Raw genomic sequence first — 19,965 nt, 5'->3', positions numbered from 1 at the left:
CGGGGAAGCCCTTGTTCGACCCTTCCAGCTCCGACGCTGCCTCCGCGCACCGCGTGGGGTCGCCCTTCCAGGGCAACTCCACGTTCGCGCCGTCGAACGCCGCGCTCCTGTCGATCTCGCACGTGGAGGCGCCGGTGGTGGTGCCCTCCTCGCACTTCGACGACGTGCTGGCGCCGACGCTGGAGCGGCTGCGCCTGCGCCCGGGCCTGCTGGAGAAGGTCGCCGGGGTGCGCGAGCGCCGCTGGTGGGCCCCCGGCCAGGCCGCCTCCGACGTCGCGGCCGAGTGCGGGGCCAAGGCCCTGTCGGAGGCCGGGGTGGACGCCTCCCAGGTCGGCATGGTGATCTCCACGACCGTCACGCGCCCGCACCTGGAGCCGGCGGTGGCCACGAGCGTGCACCACGGCATGGACCTGCCGACGTCGGCGCTGAACTTCGACATCGCCAACGCGTGCCTGGCGTGGGTGAACGGCGTGCAGGTGGCGTCGGCGATGATCGACGCGGGGATGATCGAGTACGCCGTGGTGCTGGGCGCCGAGGACGTGCGCTCCATGCACGAGGGCACGGTCGCGCGGTTGCAGCGCGAGGGGATCACGCGCAAGGACTTCCTCAACGAGTTCGCGACGATGACGCTGGGCTGCGGTGCGGCCGCGGCGGTCATCGGCCGGGCGGACAGGCACCCGGAGGGGCACCGGATCGTCGGCGGGGTCTCGCGGGCGGGCACGGCGCACCACGAGCTGTGCATCGGGGACATGAACCACATGCGCACCGACGCCAAGCTGATGCTCACCGAGGGCATCGAGATCGTCGTGGACGCCTTCGAGGCCGGGGACGCGCTGTGGGGGTGGCGCGACGCGCGCAAGTTCGTCATCCACCAGATCTCCCGCGTGCACACCGAGACGCTGGTGAACCGGATCGGGGTGGACCCCGCGAAGGTGCCCATGACGTTCCCGACGTGGGGCAACGTGGGCCCGATCTCGCTGCCGATGACGCTCGCGGCCTCGGCCCCGGAGTTCTCCCCCGGCGACAAGGTCATCGCGATGGGCGTGGGCTCGGGGCTGAACACCGCGATGCTCGAGCTGGCCTGGTGAGCGCTGGCACGACGGGGGCGGTGCTGCCGGCGGTGACGCCGGCGGCGGACCTGCCGGGCTGGGACCCGCGCTGGTCGCAGCTGGTGACGGCACCGGACCACACCGGGGCGGAGCGGACCTGGCACGTGCTGGACACCGCGCCGCACGCCCGCGACGGGGAGGTCGTGGGCACGCTGCTGTGCGTGCACGGCAACCCGACGTGGTCCTACCTGTGGCGCGGTCTGGCCACGGCGGCCTCGGCGGTGCCGCTGGGCTGGCGCGTGGTGGCGGTGGACCAGCTGGAGATGGGCTTCTCCGAGCGCACGGGGGTGCAGCGCCGGCTGGCCGACCGGGTCGAGGACCTCGCGGGCCTGGTCGGGGCGCTGGGGCTGTCGGGCCCGGTGGTGGCCGTGGGGCAGGACTGGGGCGGGATCGTCGCCTCGGGGTGGGCGGCGTCGCTGCACCACCGGCCCGCCTCCCCCGTGGAGCTGGTGGGCCTGGTGGTGGCGAACACCGCAGCGAGCTGGCCGGCGGACGCCGGCGCCCCGGGGGTCCTCAAGGCGGTCCTGGCGCCGGGGGTGCGCCGGCGCGTGACGTCGGGGTCGGAGGCGTTCCTGCGCACGACGCTGGCCCTGCCGCGACCGGCGCTGCCCGCGGCGGTCAAGGCCGCCTACCGCGCGCCGTACTCCACCCCGGCCGAGCGCGCCGGGATCGACGCGTTCGTGGCGGACGTCCCCGTGGGGGCGCAGCACCCGAGCCGGCCCGCGCTGGACGCGGTGAGCGCCGGGATCGGTGAGCTCGCGGCGGCGGGGGTGCCGACCCTGGTGGCGTGGGGTCCGCGGGACCCGGTGTTCACCGAGTGGTTCCTGCGGGACTGGCGGGCGCGCGTGCCGCACGCCGACGTGCACCGGTTCGCCTCGGCCTCGCACCTGACGCCGGAGGACCCCGCGTTCGCCGACGTGGTGCTGCGGTGGCTCGACGCGCGGGTGCTGGCCCCGGCGGCGCACGAGGAGGCGCCCGACCCCGGGCCGGCGGTGCCGGTGCCGCCGCTGTGGGCGGCGCTGCGGGAGCGCTCGGGCGACCCGGCGGTGTCCGGGTCGCCGGCGGTCGTGGAGATGCGCCCCGACGGCACGTCGCGGGCGGTGTCGTGGGCGCTGCTGGCGCGGCGCACCGACGAGCTGGCGGCCGGTTTCGCCGCGCGCGGGATGGCGCCGGGGCAGCGGGTGTCGCTGCTGGTCCCGCCGGGCGCGGACCTGACCGCGGCGCTGTACGCGGTGCTGCGCGTGGGCGCGGTCGCGGTCGTCGCCGACGCCGGCCTGGGCGTGCGGGGGCTGTCGCGGGCCGTCACCGGCGCGGGCGTGGACTGGGTCGTGGGGGTGCCGAGGGCGCTGCTGGCGGCGCGGGTCCTGCGCTGGCCGGGGCGGCGGGTCGCGGTCGCGGACCTGGTCGACGTGGCCGCCGAGGGTGCCCGGGCGCTGGCCGCCGGGACGGCGCTGCCGCCCGAGCCGGGCCCCGGGGCCGAGGGCGCGGTGCTGTTCACGTCGGGCTCGACGGGCCCGGCCAAGGGCGTGGTCTACACCCACGGGCAGCTGGCGCAGCTGGCGCAGGCCATGGGCCGGGTCATCCGGATCGGGCCGGGGCAGCCGCTGGTGTCGGCGTTCGCGCCGTTCGCGCTGTTCGGCCCGGCGCTGGGCGCCACGGGCGTGGTGCCCGCGATGGACGTGACCAAGCCGGCGACCCTGACCGCGGTGGCGCTGGCCGACGCGGTCGCGGCGGCCTCGGCGACGTCGGTGTTCCTGTCCCCCGCCGCGGTCGTCAACGTCCTGGCCACCGCCGGGGACCTCGACGAGCGGCAGCGGCGGGCGCTGGGCACGGTCACGACGCTGCTGTCGGCGGGGGCGCCGGTGCCCACCCCGCTGCTGCAGCGGGTCAAGGAGCTGATGCCGCTGGCGGACCCGCGGACCCCGTACGGGGCCACCGAGGTGCTGCCGGCCACCGACGTCGGCCTGTCGGACATCCTGGCCGCCGGGGCCGGGGAGGGCATCTGCGTGGGGCTGCCGGTGCCGGGCGTCACGGTGGCGGTCGCGCCGCTGGACGCCGACGGCGTCGCCGGGGTGGACCTGGTGGGCACCCCCGGGGTCGTCGGCGAGCTCGTCGTCGGCGGGGAGCACGTCAAGGACCACTACGACCAGCTGTGGGCCACCCAGGCCGCCAGCGTCGACGTGCGGCCCTCCCCCACCCTGCGCGGCACGGTCCGGGCCGGGCGCTGGCACCGCACGGGTGACGTGGGGCACCTGGACGAGCAGGGCCGGGTCTGGGTCGAGGGCCGGCTGGCGCACGTGGTGACCACGGCCGACGAGGTCGTCACCCCCGTCGGGGTCGAGCAGCGCGCCGAGTCCGTGCCGGGCATCGCCCGGGCGGCGTTCGTCGGGATCGGCCCGCGGGCCGCGCGCCAGCTCGTCGTGGTGGCCGAGGCCACCGACGCCGTGCGGCGCACGACCGTCGCGGACCCGGTGCTGTCGCAGGCGGTGCGGACGGCCACCGGCCGCAACCTGGTGGCGGTGCTGCTGGTCCCGGCGCTGCCGACCGACGTGCGGCACAACTCCAAGATCGACCGGGCCCGCGTCACGGCGTGGGCCGAGCGGGTCCTGGCGGGCGAGAGGGCGGGGAAGCTGGCGTGAAGGTCCTGGTGACGGGGGCCAGCGGGATGCTGGGCCGGGAGACCGCGCGGGCGCTGGCCGCCCGCGGTGACGGGGTGCGCCTGCTGCAGCGCCGCCCGGCTGGTCTGGACGGCTTCGAGGAGGTCCTGGGCTCGGTGACGGACCCGGACGCGTGCGCGCGCGCCGTGGCCGGGGTCGAGGCCGTGGTGCACCTGGCGGCGAAGGTGTCGGTGACCGGCCCCCACCCGGAGTACGTGGCCACCAACGTCGACGGCACCGCCAACCTCCTGGCGGCCGCCCGGGCCGCGGGCGTGCAGCGGTTCGTCATGGTCTCCTCCCCCTCGGTGGCGCACGCGGGCTCGGCGCTGATCGGGGTGGGCACGACGCCGGCGGACCCGGCCGCGGCGCACGGGTCGTACGCGCGGACGAAGGCGCAGGCCGAGCTGCTGGCGCTGGCCGCCGACTCCCCCGGCTTCGCGGTCTGCGCGGTCCGCCCGCACATCGTGCTGGGGCCCGGGGACACCCAGCTGGTGCAGCGCATCGCCGACCGGGCCCGCGCGGGGCGGCTGCCGCTGCTGGACGACGGGACCGCGCTGATCGACACGACGTACGTCGACAACGCGGTGGACGCGCTCGTGGCGGCGCTGGACCGCTGCGCGGACGAGGGCGTGCACGGCGAGGCGTTCGTGGTGACCAACGGCGAGCCGCGCACGGTGGCGGAGGTCTTCGCCCGCATCTGCGCCGCCGCGGGCGTGCCCGCGCCGACGCGCCGGGTCCCCTCGGCGGTGGCCAAGGTCGCCGGCAGCGTCGTGGAGCGGGTCTGGACGCGGCTGGCGCTCCCGGACGAGCCGCCCATGACGCGGTTCCTGGCCGAGCAGCTGTCCACCGCGCACTGGTTCGACACCACCCGCACCCGGCAGCGGCTGGGCTGGTCGCCGCGGGTGCCGCTGGACGAGGGCTTCGACCGCCTCGCCGGAGGGTTCGCGGCCCGTTAGGGTCGCTGGGGTGATCAACGGGCCCGCCCTGACCCCCGCGCAACGACGGGCGCGACGCGTCCAGGAGGCGCGCCGAGACCTCGCCGACCTCGCCGGGGACCTCACCCCGCGCCCGGGCGAGCACGGCCTGCACCGGGCCGCGCGCATCGAGGACGCCGTCAAGGGCCTGGTGGGGTCCCGGCTGCGCCGGCGCGGCTACCACGCCCGCGCGCTGGCCTACCCCGGCTACGGCGGCCCCGGCTGGGTGCGGGTCTTCGGGCGGGTGCTGCTGGGCCGGGAGGGCACCCTCCAGGAGACCGAGCGCGACGAGGCCCGCAGCGTGCGGGGCTGGCGCAACTTCCTCACCGTCCCGGTGGCCGGAGCGGCGGTCACCGTGCGCATCGGCGGCCACGAACGGGTGGTGCACACCAGCCGCGACGGGTACGTCGACGAGCGCGTCGAGGTGGACCTGCCCCCCGGCACCCACGAGGTGGTCCTGACCGTGGGCCCGGAGTCCTTCGACCCGGGCACCCTGCCGCCGGACGTGGAGCTCGTCGAGGACGACACCGAGGGCGGCGCCGAGCGCCCCGAGGACAGCGCGGTCCGCCACAGCGGGACCGCGCCGGTGGTCGTCGTGGGGCCCGACCCGGTGACGGGGCTGCTGTCGGACATCGACGACACGGTCGTGGTGACCCGCCTGCCGCGGCCGCTGGTGGCGGCGTGGAACTCCTTCGTCCTGGACGAGCGGGCGCGCGTGCCGGTCAACGGGATGGCCGAGCTGTACCGGCAGGTGGTGGCCGAGAACCCCGGCGCGCCGGTGCTGTACCTGTCGACGGGGGCGTGGAACGCGGCGCCGACGCTGACGCGGTTCCTGCGCCGCTCCGGCTACCCCGACGGGCCGCTGCTGCTGACCGACTGGGGCCCGACGAACACGGGCTGGTTCCGCGACGGCTCGGCGCACAAGCGCGGCTCCCTGGCGCGGCTGGCGCAGGAGCTGCCGCAGGTGCGGTGGCTGCTCGTCGGCGACGACGGCCAGCACGACCCGACCCTGTACGCCGAGTTCCTCGCCGCCGCCCCCGAGCGGGTCGCCGGGGTCGGGATCCGCCGCCTGACCCCCGCCGAGCAGCTGCTGGCCGGCGGTCACCCGCTGGCCTCGGCGGCGACGCCGGAGTCCTCCCCCGTGCCGTGGGTCACCGGGGACGACGGCTACGAGATCCTGCACCGCTGGTACCGGGCGGGGATCCTGCAGGCCCCCTGAGGGCGGCCGCCCCCGGACGCGCGAAGGCCCCACCCCGGCAGGGGGTGGGGCCTTCGCGGTGCGGTCGGTCAGAGCTGGGTGCGGCGGGGGTTGGCGACCGAGGTCAGCTCCGCGGCCTCGCGCACGTCGATGACGACGGTCTCGGTGGTGGTGTTCTCGTCCATCTCAGGCCTCCTGGGGTCAGACGGTGCCGGTGCTTCGACCGCAGACGACGCTGTCCTCACCTGGTGGTGGCGGGTCGTTGGCAAGGTTAACGACCGCCCGTCGTCAGGCAATCCCCAGCTGCACCCGTTCGGGCGTGACGTTGGTCACCCGCCCGGACGCCGGCCGGACACGCAGCGCGAGGGGGTGCGAGGGGTCAGTCGGCGCGCCAGCAGGAGCGCCCGGCGGCCTTGGCCCGGTACATCGCCCGGTCGGCGGCGGCCAGCAACTCCTCGGGGCTCAGGCCGCCGTCGGTGCGGGCGGCGCCGACGCTGGCGGTGACGGTCACCGTGCGCGAGCCCAGGTCGACGGGGATGGTGATCCGCTCGCAGACGCGGTCGGCGATGGCCGCCAGCGCCTTGGCGTCGGCGACGTCCTGGCACACCAGCACGAACTCGTCACCGCCCAGGCGCGCGGCCAGGTCCCCGGTGCGCACCAGCCCGCTGAGCCGGTCGGCCACGTCGCGCAGCAGCTCGTCCCCGGCGGCGTGCCCGAGGGTGTCGTTGACGTCCTTGAAGTGGTCGAGGTCGACGAACAGCACCGCGCACCCGCCCCCGCGCCGCTGCGTGCGCCCGACGGCGGTGCGCAGCTGCTCCTCGGCCTTGGCCCGGTTCGGCAGCCCCGTCAGCGGGTCGTGCAGCGCGGCGCGCTCGAGCCGCTCGGCCTCGTTCCGGCGGGCGGTGATGTCCTCGACGAAGGCGAGGAAGGCCGGTTCGCCCGTGCTGGAGGACGTCAGCGACAGCGAGACCTGCGCCCACGCCGTCCGCCCGCTGGGCAGGTCGTAGCGCCGCTCCCGGTGCACGACCTCCGCGGTGCCCTCCAGCAGCGCCGCCAGCGCCTGCGCGGTGGGGGCCTCGGCGGGCTCGTCCCCGCCGCCGTCCCCGCAGGGGTCGGCGGGCGGGTCCACGAGCTCGGCGGCCGGGGCCCCGACCAGCTCGGACGCGTCGCGCTCGAGGAAGGTGCACAGGGCCTCGTTGACCTCGTGGATCCAGCCCTCGAGCCCGAACAGCAGCATGCCGACGGGGCCGCGGGCGAAGATCTCGTGGAAGCGCCGCTCGGAACCGGCCAGGGCGTCCATCGTCGTGATGGTCTCGGTGAGGTCCTGGGCGATGCCCACGGCCCGCACGGGCTGCCCGGCGGCGCCGCGGTCGGAGACGGTGGAACGGGTGTGCACCCAGCGCTCGTCGCCGTAGTCGCCCACGACGCGGTAGGTGCACTCGACGACCTCGCCGGGGCCCGCGGTCCGCAGCGAGCGGACGGCCCGCTCGACGCCGGGGGCGTCGTCGGGGTGGACGACGGCCAGCGGCAGGCTGCGGTCGGCCGAGGGCAGCCCCATGAGGGAGGCCCCGCCGGTGTTGGTCCACTCCACCAGGCCCGCGCCGAGGTTGATGCGGTAGATCGTGTCGGGGCTGGCGGCGATGACGGCCTGCTGACGGCCCAGCATGGTGCGCAGGGTCTGCGCCTGGGCGCGGGCGGCGGTGACGTCGCGGACGAGCAGGACCGCTCCCCCGTCGGTGGTGGCCCGCGCGTCCACGTGCGCGACCAGCAGCTGGCCGTCGGCGCGGCCGACGTCGACGTCGACCTCGACGTCCCCGGCGCGCACCGCGTCCAGGACGGCCGAGCCCGCGGGCACGGCGGTGGACAGGAGGGCGCGGTGGGCCGGCGGCGCCGCGGACCGGTCCGGGCCGGGGTCGTCCGCGCCGGCCGGGCCCAGGGTCGGCCCCAGCCACCAGGACAGGCGGTCCTCGCCGACGAGCTCGCCGGGGTCGCGGCCGACGGTGCGGGCGAAACCGGCGGTGACGTGCGCGACGCGCCCGGTCTCGTCCAGCAGGACGAGGGCGACGCCGGACTGCTCGAGGGCGGAGGCCACCCGGGACTCCGGGAACGCCCCGGCACGGCTCGACGACGGCGCTGCCGCCATGGTCCACCTCACCCCCGCTGGTCCCGCCGCTCGCGCGGGAGACCGCGCGACGTCTGGTCATGTCCTCGGACCGGACGGGGGTGACCTTGAGGGCTCGACGGGGACCGGTGCGGTGCCCCGTCGGCCGTCGGGCCGACGGGGGGTCGGCGGCGGGTCAGCGCGGGGTCACTGGGGGGCGCCGGCGCGGCGCACGATGCCCTGCAGGGCGGAGATGGCCTCCTCGGAGGCGGTGGCGGCGGCGATGTTCGCCTCGCGCACGGCCTCGTAGACCTCCTGGCGGTGCACCTGGACGTCCCGCGGGGCGTCGATGCCGACCCGGACGACGTCACCGCGGACCTCGAGCACACGCACGACGACCTCGTCGCCGATGACGACGGACTCCCCGGCCTTGCGGGTCAGGACCAGCATGCGACCAGTGTAGGTGACGAACCGTGGCCAGCCATGTCGTTCGTGTGACAAGAATGGCGCGTCCGCGTGACGCGGGCGGCGCCCGGGCGCTGACGCGCGGCGCCCGCCCTCCCCGAGGGGGAGGACGGGCGCCGGGACGTGCGGTGGGCGGTCAGCGGTCCCCGCGGCGGCGGCCGGTGGGCTCGTCCACGACCGGCTCGGCCGGGGCCTGCGCGGCCTGGGCCTGGTAGCCGCGCACGACCGCGCGCAGGACCTGGGCGGCCACCGAGGTGACGACCAGGGCCAGCACGAGGTGCAACAGGGCGGTGTCGACCTGGCCGGTGCCCCGGGCCACGGCCAGGATCGAGGGCCCGGCCAGCACCAGGCTGACGGCCAGCACGATCGCGGTCATCGGTCTCCTCCACGGCGTTGCCGGATCTGGGTCTGCATGACGTAGCGCCGCAGGCGGTCCGCGGCCGGGACCGGTTCGCTGAACGCGACGACGGCCTCGAGGCGGTCGGGGTCGAGGGCGCTGACGCACCGCACGACCTGACCGGCCTGGTCGACGGGCTGGCCCTCCAGGTCGAAGGAGAGCCGGGCCAGGCGGCCCAGGCGCACCCAGCTGCTGACCGGGACCGACAGCGCCGCCCCACCCTCGGACAGGTCCACCAGGTGGGCGGCCACGACGGCCTCCACCTCGGCATCGGCAGCACCGGCCTCGTCCTGGAGGGGGTCGCCGGCGACGGGCGAGACGTGCGCCCGCCCCGTGGCCGGGACCCGGGCGAAGCGGCGGCGCTGCTCGACCACGACCTCGCCGCACGGGGCGAGGTCCCAGGCCGGGACGCGGCGGCGGGTGACCTCGGCGATCAGGAAGTCCTGACGGCTCTGCCCGCGCTGACCGGCCCAGAGCACCGAGACCGCCAGCCCGGGGGCCACGACGTGCAGGTCCCCGCGGAAGCTGGGGGCCGCCACGACGAGGCCGCCCTCGGAGGCGTCCTCCACGCGGGTGGGGACGCGGACGGTCTCACCGCCGAACGCGTCGGGTATCTGGACCTCGACCCAGACCCGGTCGTTCAGACCGGGCCAGTGGGCCGGACCCGAGCGGTGCGGCGGTGCGCCCGCGGTGGCGCGTCTGGACATGGGTGCGTGATCCGGGGTTGCGCGGCGACGGGCGCTCAGCGCATCCCGGGGTCGCCGGCCGCGTCCAGCAGCAGGCCCGCCCAGGCGCCGGAGGTCGCGGGGCGGCCGTCGAGGAAGCCGACGGGCACGTCCAGGGACAGCACGTCCAGCGGGTCCGGGCTCTCGGCGGCGCGGTGCACGGCCAGGCGGCGGGCCGGCAGGCCGACACCCTCCAGGGCGCGCAGCAGGCTGGCGACGGCGTGGCTGCGGCGGGTGGCGTCGACGCAGACGACGACCGAGGCGGCACCGATCTCGGCGGCCATGCGGGCCGCGCGCTCGGCGTCGGCACCGGTCGGGCGGGCCGGGACGGCCACGGTCAGCGGCGCGCTCCAGCGGCGGGCCTGCTCCTGGCGGGCCGGCAGCTCGTCGGCGGTCACGGTGTTCTGCACGTCGGCGCGGCCCAGGACGAGCGGGGCCTCGGAGCCGACCTCGTCGGCGACCAGCAGCGCGGCGGCCACGACGGCGTCGGCCTCGCCGATGACGACCACGAGCTCACCGGCGCCCACGCGCAGCGGCGCGGGGACGTCGATGTCGCGCGCCAGGCGCAGCACGTCGCTGGTGTCCTGCGGTTCGCGGTAGGACATGCGCGACGACCCAGGGCGGTCGCTGTAAGTGGTCACGGGTTCACGGTAAGTCAGATCCATGGTCATCGCCTCGCTGTCGTCCCCGGTTCGGTTGCCTGCTCGTTCGACGCCGCGGTCGGCGGGGCGCTCGGTGGCGCGCTCACGCTGCGGCTGGGTGCGCACCGGACGGTCGTCCTGGCGCTCGTAGGCCTGCTCGAAGCCCTGACCGAACTGGTCGTAGGACTGCTCGTAGGGCTGGTCGTAGGGCTGCTCGAGCGCCTCGTAGTCGTGCGCCCACTCACCGCGGCGGTCGGTCTCGAAGCGCTCGCCGAACTGGTCGCCGAACTGGTCGCCGAACTGGTCCTCGACGGCCGTGGGGCGGCGCAGTTCCGGGCGGCGGGCCGGGCCACGGCCCTCCGGGCGGGTGCTCGCGCCGTTGGCTGCACCGAACTGATCGGACACGCGTTCCTCCGGGGTGCGAACGGGACGGTCGAAGCGGGACTGCACACGGGCCTCGGGGCGCCCCTCGCGGGGACGGGCGGGACGCTCCGACGTCGTCACGGAGCGTACATCAGCCGTTACTCCAGTCGCAGGAGTTCGCGTGGCGCCCGACCGCATCGCGGCCATCGTGCGGGCGAAGGAGTCGCTCTCGGTCGAGATCGGCCGGTGCGGGCGGACCGGGCGCTCGGCCGCGGCCTGCGCCGGGACCGGGCGCTGCGCGGGACGCTGCACCGGGCGCTGGACGGGGGTCTGCGCCCGGGTCGGGGCGGGGGCCTGCGCGGGACGCTCGGCGGCGCCCTGGCCGGCGGCGAACATGGCGCCCAGGCGGTCGGTGCCGTCCACGGCGTCGGCCGCGGCCAGCACCTCCCCCAGGGACCGCGGCGCGGTCGGCGCGGGCCGCTCCGCGACGCGCGCGGCCTGGCGGCGGCGGACCTCGGCGGTGCGCAGCTCGCGCTGGCGCTCCAGCTCGGCCCGCTCCCTGTCCCGGCGCTCGATCATCTGCTGCTGCATCCGCTCCTCTTCCAGGGCACGTTCGGCGGCTCCACGCTGACGGGCGACGCGCTCGGCCTCGGCCCGCTCGGCGGCGGCCCGCTCGGCCTCGGCGCGCTCGGCGGCGGCCCGCTCGGCCAGCACGCGCTCGGCCTCGGCGCGTTCAGCCTGCACACGCTCGGCTTCGGCGCGCTCGACCTCGGCGCGCGCCTGCTCGAGCAGCTCCTCCTCGAACGCGGCGACGGCCTGCTCGGCGGTCTCCTCGTCGGACTCCGCCGGAGCGGTGTCACCCGTTTGCGCGATCACGAGGTGGTCCTCGGCACCGGCGGCGGGAACCTTGAGCGCCTCCCGCACCTCGTCCTGCGCCTCGTCCTGCACCTGGTCCTGCACCTGGTCCTGCACCTGGTCCCGGACGTCCTCGCCGGCCGCGCCACCGCTGGCGCGCAGCATCTCCAGCAGACCCGCCCGGGCGGCCTCGAACTCCTGCGCGGGGGCCTCGGCGACGGCGATCGCCGCAGCGGGCGCGGCGGCCGGGGCGCTGAGGGCGGTGCTCTCGGCGGCGTCGGCGGCGGCCAGCAGGGCCTCGAAGTCGAGGGCCTCGCGCTGCTCCTCCCCCTCGGCGGGGACGGAGGTACGGGGTGCGGGGTCGGTCAAGGCGTCTCCTGTGCTGCCGTCGGCCGGGCCGTCCATCTCGACGGTCACCTCGTAGCGTTCCTTGCTGAAGAAGCCGGCGACGCCTCCGGAACGGATGCGCTCGGCGCGGACGACGCGGGCTGCGGGGCCGTGCTGCTCGCGGACCTCCTTCAGGAGGTCCTGCAGGTCAGAGCCTTCAAGAAGCAAGTGCATGGACACCGCTCACCGATCCAACCGTCTCGATCCGGGGGTGGTTGCTCACGTCGTCGTAGGACAGGACGTGCAGGCGGCCCACGGCCACCTTCAGCAGACGTCGCAGGGGCGCCCGCAGGGGGGGTGCGCACACCAGGACCGCGCTGATGCCCTGCCCTTCGGCACGTTCGAGGCAGGAACTTGAGCCGGTCACCAGGTGCTCGGCGGTCAGGGCGTCCAGGGCGAGGCTGGCGCCGTGCTCACCGGGTCGCAGGGACTCGGCCAGCTGCTGCTCCAGCACCGGGTCCAGCGTGATGACGTGCAGGACGCCGTCCTGCTCGTGGACGGCCGCCACGGCCGGGCCCAGGGCGCGGCGGGAGGCCTCCACGAGGCCGTCGAGGTCGGAGCCGGCCTTGGCGCGCAGCGAGAGCGCCTCGAAGATGCGGGCCAGGTCCCGGATCGGGACAGCCTCGTCGAGCATGGCCTGCAGGACGCGCTGGACCTCGCCGAGGGTGAGCACCGCGGGGGTGAGCTCGTCGACGACGGCGGGGTGGGTGCGCTTGAGCGCCTCGACCAGGGAGCGCACGTCCTCGCGGGACAGCAGGCGCGGGGCGTGGGTCCGCACGAGCTCACCGAGGTGGGTGATGAGCACGCTGGCGCGGTCGACGACGGTGGCGCCGGTGAGCTGGGCCTGGTGGCGCAGCTCGGCGGGGATCCACTTGCCGGCCAGGCCGAAGACGGGCTCGACCGTGGTGCGGCCGGGCAGGCCGTCGAGGTTGTCGCCCAGGGCCAGGACCTGCCCGGGCGGGGCCATGCCGCGGGCGACCTCGACGCCGGAGATGCGCACCGCGTAGGTGGACACGGGCAGGTCGAGGGAGTCGCGGGTGCGGACCGGGGGCACGACGAGGCCCAGCTCCAGGGCGATCTTGCGGCGCAGGGCGCGGACGCGCTCGAGCAGGTCGCCACCGCCGGAGGTGTCGACGAGGTCGACGAGGTCGGGGGCCAGGACCACCTCGAGGGGGTCGACGCGCATCTCCTCGAGGAGGTTCTCGGCGGCCTCGCCGGGGTTGACGGGCGCGGGGGCCAGCTCGGCCAGCGCGGCCTGGCGGGCGGTCTCCTTGTCCCGCTTGGCGATGCGGGTGGAGGCGAAGATCGCCGCGCCGCCGATGACGAGGAACGGCAGCTTGGGCATGCTCGGGATGAGCGCCAGGACGATGAGCGCACCGCCGGCGATCTGGAAGGCCAGCTTCTGCGAGGACAGCTGCTTGATCGCCTCCGAGCCCATGTCCCCGGTGCTCGTGGAGCGGGTGACGATGAGGCCGGTGGCCACCGACAGCAGCAGCGCGGGCACCTGGGAGACGAGGCCGTCGCCGATGCTCAGCAGCGCGTACTTCTGGATCGACTCGGCCGGGCCCAGGCCGTGCTGGACCATCCCGATGGCGAAGCCGCCGATGAGGTTGATCAGCACGATGATGATGCCGGCGATGGCGTCGCCCTTGACGAACTTCGAGCCACCGTCCATGGCGCCGTAGAAGTCCGCCTCGGCGCTGACGTCGGCGCGGCGCTGGCGGGCGGTGGCCTCGTCGATCAGACCGGCGTTCAGGTCGGCGTCGATGGCCATCTGCTTGCCGGGCATGGCGTCCAGGGTGAAGCGGGCCCCGACCTCGGCGACGCGCTCGGCGCCCTTGGTGATGACGACGAACTGGATGACGATGAGGATCAGGAAGATCACCAGGCCGATGACCAGCGACCCGGAGATCACGAAGTGGCCGAAGGCCTCGATGACCTTGCCGGCGTAGCCGTTGGACAGGACCAGCCGCGTGGAGGCGACGTTCAGGCCCAGCCGGAAGAGCGTGAGCACCAGGATGAGCGAGGGGAAGACCGAGAAGTCCAGGACCCGCTTGACGAACATCGTCATCAGCAGCGCGATGAGCGAGAGCGTGATGTTGAGGGCGATGAGGAAGTCCAGCAGCGCCGCCGGCAGGGGCACGACGAGCAGCAGGACGATGCTGACGACCCCCGCGGGGACCACCAGTTGCGAGAGGTTGGGGAGTCTCACTGCACCGCCTGTCGATCTCGGGACCCGTTCGGGTGTCCCTCGTCCAGCGGCCCGTCCAGGGCCTCGCTTCAGCCTTCCTGGCTACGCCCTCCTTCGGCACGCGGCACCGCGACCTTTAACCGGCCCGGCCTCACCCGTCCGGGTGCACCCGCCCCCGCGGGCGGCGCGCGCCGCGTGACCTCCGGCCCGGGGGTGGCGGAGCGGGGCGACGGCGCTCCTAGGATGTCGGGCCCTGGACCGAGGTCCACCCACCGCCGCCGGGAGACGACGTGACCGAGCCGACCGACACCGCCGCGCGGGGACGACGCCTGCACACGACGCTCGGCGCCCTCGGCGCGCAGGACGTGGGCCTCGTCCTGCCGCACGAGCACCTCCTCGTCGACTTCCGGCCCGCCGGCTCCCCCGGCTTCGCCCGGGCCGACCCGGCCGTGTTCGCCTCCGTCGTGGACCCGCTGCTGGCCGGGGCCGCCGCGGCCGGGGTCACCGCGCTCGTCGAGTGCACGCCCCCCGGCCTCGGGCGGCGCGTCGACCTCGTCCTCGACGCCAGCCGCCGCACGGGCCTGCCCGTGGTGGTCGCGACCGGGGTCTACCGGGAACCGTGGGTGCCGGACTGGGTGTACGGCGCGAGCGACGACGAGCTCGAGGCGTGGATGCACCGGGAGCTGACCGAGGGCGTCGAGGGCTCCGGCGTCCTGGCGGGGTTCATCAAGATCTCGGCGGCCGAGGACGGCATCCGGCCGGTCGAGGAGCGCGTCGTGCGCGCGGCGGCCCGGGCCGCGGCGCGCACCGGGGCGCTGGTGGGGTCCCACACCACGGACGGGCGCGTGGTGCTGGGGCAGATCGACCTCGCCGTGGCCGAGGGCCTGGCCCCGGACCGCTTCCTGTCGATCCACACGCAGACCATCACCGACCCGGGTCTGCGGCAGGCGATCGTCGACCGCGGTGCGTGGATCGAGTTCGACGACGTCGGGCAGGGCGGTCGGGACGGGGACGCCCGGACGCTGGAGCTGGTGCTCGACAGCCTCGCGGCGGGGCAGACCGGCCGGGTCCTGCTGTCCCACGACGCGGGCTGGTTCGACCCGGCCCTGCCCGGTGGCGGCACCCCGCGGCCGTTCACGGACCTGACCGGCTCGTTCCTGCCGGCGCTGCGGGCCGCGGGGGTCGGGGCCGGGGTCCTCGACGAGCTCTGCGTCCGCAACCCGTTCCGCGCCTTCGCGCGGTGAGCCGCGCCCCCCGCGAGCACGACAGCCCCGCTCCCGGGGTCGGGGGCGGGGCTGTCGCGGCCGGTCAGCGGTGGTGGGTGACGGCCGGCGGGGTGGTCGGCGGGGTGGTCGGCGGGGTGGTCACCAGCCGGCGGCGGCCTGCCCGGCCCCGGCGAGGGCCTTGTCGATGGCGGCGGCCAGCGCGCTGACGACGAACGGCTTGGTCAGGTAGGTCGCCCCCAGCGCCTCCCCGGCGGCGATGTCCTCGGGGCGCACCCGCGCGGACAGGAAGATGGCGGGCAGCTCGGCGTGCTCGGGCTGGGCGCGCAGGTTGTGCAGCAGCTCCAGGCCGGTCATCCCGGGCATGGCGACGTCCAGGACGACGACCTCGGGGGTGCCGCGCTCGGCGATGACCGTCAGGGCCTCCGGGCCGGAGGCCGCCGAGACGACGCGGTGGCCCAGCCCCCGCAGCCGCAGCTCGACGAGCTGGCGGATGTCGGGGTCGTCCTCGACGACCAGCACTCGAGCCATGGCGGGGTCCTCCTGGACCTGGAAGGGGCGTGGGGGTTCTCGTCCGGCCTGTTCGGCCGGGTTCAGGCCGACCTGAGCGGCGCGGTGGTCCCGCCCACCGCACCGGCCCCGGGCTGGACGCCGGCCCGGTCCCCAGTCTGGCCGACGGCGGGGAAGGTGGCGCGCAGCGTCGCGCCGCCGCCGGGGGTCGGCTCGGCGGCGATGCGCCCGCCGTGGCGCTCGACGATGCGCTGGCAGGTGGCCAGCCCGATGCCGTGCCCGGGGCGGCGCTGGGCGCCGGTGCCCTCCCCGCCGGTGCCGGCGACGGCGAACATGGCGAAGACCTGCTCGCGCTGGGCGGCGGGGATGCCGCGGCCGTTGTCGGCCACGGTCAGCTCCCAGCCGCCGGTGGGCAGGTCCCGCACGGCGACCTCGACGTGGCTGGCGCGCGCGGGGTCGCGGTAGCGCACGGCGTTGCCGACGAGGTTCTGCAGCAGCTGGCGCAGCAGGACCGGGTCGGCCCGCACGTGGGCGGGCGCGCCGCCGGGACCGGCGCCGCGCTCGGCGTAGGTGATGCGCGAGGGCGCGGCCGCGGTGCCGAGGTCCTCCACGACGTGGGACAGGACGTCGCGGACCGCGACGGGCTGCAGGACCAGGCCGGTGGAGTCGGCGCGCGCGTGCTCCAGGACGGCCTCGATGAGCCCCTGCATGCGCTGCGCGGCGCGCAGGGCGGTGCCGGCCCACTGCGCGCCCTCGGGGCCCAGGGTGGTGGTGTGGACGTCCAGCAGGAGCTCGAGGTAGCCGACGACGGCGGTCAGGGGGGCGGCCAGGTCGTGGCTGGCGACGGCGGCGAGGTTGGCCAGCTCGTCGTTGGAGCGCCGCAGCTGCTCCCCGGCCCGTTCGAGGGCCTCGACGTGGGCCCGGTCGGCGGTGACGTCCTGCATGGCCACGACGGCGCCGATGACGGTGCCGGCCGCGTCGTGCAGCGCGCGGCCGGTGCAGACCACCCGCACGGGGTCGCCGTCGCGGGGGGCGATGAGCACCTCCACGCCGCGCACGGCCTCCCCGGCCAGGGCGCGGCGCAGGGGGACCTCGCCGTCGGCCAGCGGGGTGCCGTCGACGGCCAGGAGCCGGTGCGCGGCGCCGGAGGAGCCGTCGGGGCCGTGGACGAGGCCGTGCAGGCGGCGGGCGGTGGGGTTGAAGACGGTGAGCCGGCCCGTGGCGTCGCACGCCACGACGGCGACGTCGACGGAGTCCAGTAGGGCGAGGGTGAACTCCTCGCGGCGCTCCAGCTCGGCCAGGGTCAGCTGGGCCAGCTCGCGCTGCTCCTCGACCTCGGCGGCCAGGACGGCCTGCTCGCGGTGGCGCCGGTGGCGCTCGAGCAGGGCCACGACGACGCCGGCGAGGTCGCGCAGCCGCTGGACCTGCTCACCGGTCAGGTCGTGGCGGACGGTGTCGAAGACGCACAGGCTGCCCAGGTGGTGCCCCTCGGGGCTGACCAGGGGCGCGGAGGCGTAGAAGACGACGTCGGCGAGGCGGCCGTCGACCCAGGCGGAGTCGCGGTAGCGGGCGTCGGCGCGGGCGTCGGGGACGACGACGACGTCGGGGTCGCCGAGGTTGCGGGCGCACAGCGACTCCAGGCGGTCCGAGGCGGCGCCGCGGAAGCCGACGGCCGACAGCTGGCACTGGCGGTGGGCGTCGATGAGGTTGACGGTCGCGGTGGGCACCCCGGCGAGGGAGGCGGCGATGCGGACCACGGCGTCGAGCTCGGGGTCGCCGGGGCGGTCGAGCAGGCCGTAGCCGCGCAGCGCGGCGACCCGCTGGGCCTCCCGGTGCGGGGGCAGCGGCCGGGGGCCGCCGGCGGGCACGGGTGCGGGGGCGGGGGACGTGGGGACGGTGGTCATCGGGCACCTCCTGCGCCGAGGTCGAGGGGTTCGCGGGCGGGCGGGGGCCCGGGGGGCGCGGTGAGCTCCCCGGACCGCAGGGGCAGGGTAAGGACGGCGGTGGTCCCCCGGTCCTCGACGGAGTCCAGCTCGACCCGCCCGCCGTGCAGGCGGAGCAGGTCGCGGGCCACGGTCAGGCCCAGGCCGGTGCCGGGGACCTGCTGCAGGGCGGCGTTCGAGCCGCGCGCGAAGCGGTCGAAGACCCCGGCGACCTCCCCGGCGGGGATGCCCATCCCGTTGTCCTGCACGACGATCCGCACCGCGTCCGGGTGGCGTTCGACGCGCAGGCGGACGAGGGACCCGGCCGGGGAGAACTTCACGGCGTTGTCGACGACGGCCAGCAGGGCCCGGTGCAGGTGGTCGCGGTCGCCGGGCACGCTCAGCCCGGCGAGCTCGTCGGGGGCGCTGGTGCAGCGCACGGTGCCGCCGCGGGCCGGGCCGGCGGCGACGGTCGCCAGGACGCTGCCGACGAGGTCGGCGAGCTCCGTGGTGCCCCGGCCGGGGGCCGCGGACTCCACGCGGGACAGCAGCAGGAGGTCCTCGATGAGGGCGCGCAGCCGCTCGGTGTTGCGCTCGACGATGGCGAGCACGGCGGCGACGTCGTCGCCGACCGGTCCCAGGGCCCCGTCGCGCAGCAGTTCCAGGTAGCCGGCGATGGAGGTCAGGGGCGTGCGCAGCTCGTGGGAGACGGTCGCCAGGAGGTCGGACTTGACCGACTCGACATCGCGCAGCTCCCCCAGCAGCCGTTCCTGGGCGCGGTACAGGCCGGCCAGGACGAGGGCGCGGGCCAGGTCCACGGCCACCGACCGGGCCAGCTCGACCTCCTCGGCGCTCCAGTCGCGGGGACCGCGGCCGCACACCAGGGTGAGCAGCCCGTGCGGGTTCTCCCCCACCCCGATGGGCACCAGCAGCACCGCGCGGGCGTCGGTGCCGCGCACGAACGCGTCGGGGACCGCCGAGCGGCCGCGCGCGGCGCGGGTGTCGGCGACGGCGTGGACGTCCCCGGCGGCGTGCAGCCCGGCCAGCCAGGCGCGGGCGTCGCCGGGGACCTCGCCGGGGACCTCACCGGGGACCTCGCCGGGGGCGTCGGTGAAGACCTCCTCGGCCAGCGGCAGCAGGGGGTCGCGGGCCCACTCCCCGGCCACCGGCCCCAGCCCGGTGCCGCCGGGACCCACGGGACCCTCGGGGTCCCGGGGGTCGCGGAGCATGCGCACCCACGCGCGGCTGACGTCGAGCTCATGGCCCAGGCGGGTCACCGCGACCTGCAGGGCGTCGCGGGCGACGAGCTGGTCGCGCACCTCGCGGCCGATGTCGCCGGCCACCCGGTGCAGGTGGGCGGAGCGCTCGGCGGCCTCCAGCAGCCGGCGGTTCTCCCGGGCCAGGTCGTTGACGGCCAGCGCGACCGTGCGGACCTCCGCGGGCCCGCCGGCGGGGTCGGCCTGGGCGCGGCGGTCACCGCGGCCGAGGGCGTCGAGGACGTCCACCAGGGCGCGCAGGGGGTCCACGAGGGCCCGGCGGGTGCGGGCGCCGGCGGTGGCGACGACGGCGAGCGCCGCGAGGAGGGTCAGGCCGGTGCCGGCCAGGGCGCCGTAGCGGACCAGGTTCTCGGTGCTCGTCGCGTCGCGGCGCTGGTGGCGGGCCAGGGCGTCCAGGCGGGTGTTGGCGTCGCGCGCCGCGGCGTACGCGGCGACCTCGGCGGCGGCCCCGGCGGTGTCGGCGGCCCCGCGGTCGGGGTCGGTGCTGGCCAGCCAGACGTCGATGAGCCGGGACTGCTCGGTGAACAGGCTGCGCTGCAACGGGTCGGTGAGCAGGGACTGGACGCGGCCGCGCAGGGCGGGCAGGGCGGCCACGGCGTCGGTGTAGGTGCGCAGGCGCGCGGGCTGGCCGCTGTCGCGGTAGTCGCGGACGGCGGCGTCGGCGTCGGCGAGGGTCAGCTGCACCGTGGCGTTGGCGGCTTCGAGGCCGCGCAGCTGGGTCTCGCGGTCGCGGGAGGCGCCGGTCAGCAGCAGGCCGCCGGCGCCGGTGACGCCGACGAGCAGCAGGAGGGCGACGACGCCGCCGAGGACGCGGGTCAGGCGGGCGGCGACGGAGGCGCCGCGGGTGGTGCGGGCACCGGGCGCGGGGCGCGGGGCGTGCCCGCCCGGCGCGCGTCGCGCGTCGTCACCATCACCCGTTCGGCCCACGTGTGCACCATCGGCCCCGAGGTCCGCCACCTTGAACCCCCTC

At 76.6% G+C, this 19,965-nt stretch carries 14 protein-coding genes; 5 read left to right on the top strand and 9 right to left on the bottom strand.

The features are described from left to right. The first annotated feature begins 11 nt into the window (after positions 1-11). The 4 genes from BJ968_RS21080 to BJ968_RS27005 all read left to right on the top strand — a co-directional run bounded on the left by BJ968_RS21080 (position 12) and on the right by BJ968_RS27005 (position 5,959). Positions 12-1,088, top strand: coding sequence for a 3-oxoacyl-ACP synthase III (locus BJ968_RS21080; protein WP_218885211.1), 1,077 nt, complete (start codon positions 12-14; stop codon positions 1,086-1,088). Further along, positions 1,085-3,748, top strand: a complete 2,664-nt coding sequence (locus BJ968_RS21075) for an alpha/beta fold hydrolase (protein ID WP_218885210.1) — start codon at positions 1,085-1,087, stop codon at positions 3,746-3,748. Before BJ968_RS21080 ends, BJ968_RS21075 begins: the two co-directional genes overlap by 4 nt. After that, positions 3,745-4,722, top strand: a complete 978-nt coding sequence (locus BJ968_RS21070) for an NAD-dependent epimerase/dehydratase family protein (RefSeq protein ID WP_179755175.1) — start codon at positions 3,745-3,747, stop codon at positions 4,720-4,722. The genes BJ968_RS21075 and BJ968_RS21070 overlap by 4 nt, the downstream gene beginning before the upstream one ends. 127 nt (positions 4,723-4,849) lie before the next feature. Continuing rightward, positions 4,850-5,959, top strand: coding sequence for an App1 family protein phosphatidate phosphatase (locus tag BJ968_RS27005; protein ID WP_179757132.1), 1,110 nt, complete (start codon positions 4,850-4,852; stop codon positions 5,957-5,959). Between the two features lie 358 nt (positions 5,960-6,317). Here BJ968_RS27005 and BJ968_RS21060 read toward each other — a convergent pair whose 3' ends face one another. The 6 genes from BJ968_RS21060 to flhA form a co-directional block, all read right to left on the bottom strand. After that, positions 6,318-8,030, bottom strand: coding sequence for a diguanylate cyclase domain-containing protein (locus BJ968_RS21060; RefSeq protein ID WP_179755173.1), 1,713 nt, complete (start codon positions 8,028-8,030; stop codon positions 6,318-6,320). Positions 8,031-8,246: 216 nt separating this feature from the next. Beyond that, positions 8,247-8,489 carry a carbon storage regulator CsrA gene (csrA, locus tag BJ968_RS27000; protein ID WP_179755171.1) on the bottom strand — a complete coding sequence of 81 codons (243 nt, stop codon included), beginning with the start codon at positions 8,487-8,489 and terminating at the stop codon, positions 8,247-8,249. Positions 8,490-8,640: 151 nt separating this feature from the next. Further along, the gene (locus BJ968_RS21050; protein ID WP_179755169.1) at positions 8,641-8,880 is read right to left on the bottom strand and encodes a hypothetical protein; all 240 of its coding nucleotides are present in this window, start codon (positions 8,878-8,880) and stop codon (positions 8,641-8,643) included. Next, positions 8,877-9,608, bottom strand: coding sequence for a PilZ domain-containing protein (locus tag BJ968_RS21045; RefSeq protein ID WP_179755167.1), 732 nt, complete (start codon positions 9,606-9,608; stop codon positions 8,877-8,879). Before BJ968_RS21045 ends, BJ968_RS21050 begins: the two co-directional genes overlap by 4 nt. Positions 9,609-9,643: 35 nt before the next feature. After that, on the bottom strand, positions 9,644-12,052 hold the full coding sequence (locus BJ968_RS21040; RefSeq protein ID WP_179755165.1) for a hypothetical protein: 2,409 nt from the start codon (positions 12,050-12,052) through the stop codon (positions 9,644-9,646). Next, positions 12,030-14,084 (bottom strand): flagellar biosynthesis protein FlhA, encoded by a 2,055-nt coding sequence (gene flhA / locus BJ968_RS21035; protein WP_179755163.1) that lies wholly within the window; start codon positions 14,082-14,084, stop codon positions 12,030-12,032. Before flhA ends, BJ968_RS21040 begins: the two co-directional genes overlap by 23 nt. 269 nt (positions 14,085-14,353) lie before the next feature. Between flhA and BJ968_RS21030 the strand changes: the two genes are divergently transcribed. Further along, entirely contained in the window at positions 14,354-15,307 is a 954-nt protein-coding gene (locus BJ968_RS21030) for a phosphotriesterase family protein (RefSeq protein WP_343078194.1), read from the top strand. A gap of 120 nt (positions 15,308-15,427) precedes the next feature. Here BJ968_RS21030 and BJ968_RS21025 read toward each other — a convergent pair whose 3' ends face one another. The 3 genes from BJ968_RS21025 to BJ968_RS21015 all read right to left on the bottom strand — a co-directional run bounded on the left by BJ968_RS21025 (position 15,428) and on the right by BJ968_RS21015 (position 19,922). Then, complete coding sequence (locus BJ968_RS21025) at positions 15,428-15,817, bottom strand: response regulator (RefSeq protein ID WP_179755161.1); 390 nt, start codon at positions 15,815-15,817, stop codon at positions 15,428-15,430. A 62-nt stretch (positions 15,818-15,879) separates the two neighbouring features. After that, positions 15,880-17,700, bottom strand: coding sequence for a sensor histidine kinase (locus BJ968_RS21020; RefSeq protein ID WP_179755159.1), 1,821 nt, complete (start codon positions 17,698-17,700; stop codon positions 15,880-15,882). Further along, positions 17,697-19,922 carry an ATP-binding protein gene (locus BJ968_RS21015; protein ID WP_179755157.1) on the bottom strand — a complete coding sequence of 742 codons (2,226 nt, stop codon included), beginning with the start codon at positions 19,920-19,922 and terminating at the stop codon, positions 17,697-17,699. The genes BJ968_RS21020 and BJ968_RS21015 overlap by 4 nt, the downstream gene beginning before the upstream one ends. Positions 19,923-19,965: the final 43 nt, after the last annotated feature.

Source organism: Kineococcus aurantiacus, assembly GCF_013409345.1.
Taxonomy (GTDB): Bacteria; Actinomycetota; Actinomycetes; order Actinomycetales; family Kineococcaceae; genus Kineococcus; species Kineococcus aurantiacus.
The sequence above is the reverse complement of the archived record's forward strand: the minus strand, read 5'-3'. Positions and strand labels throughout refer to the sequence as shown.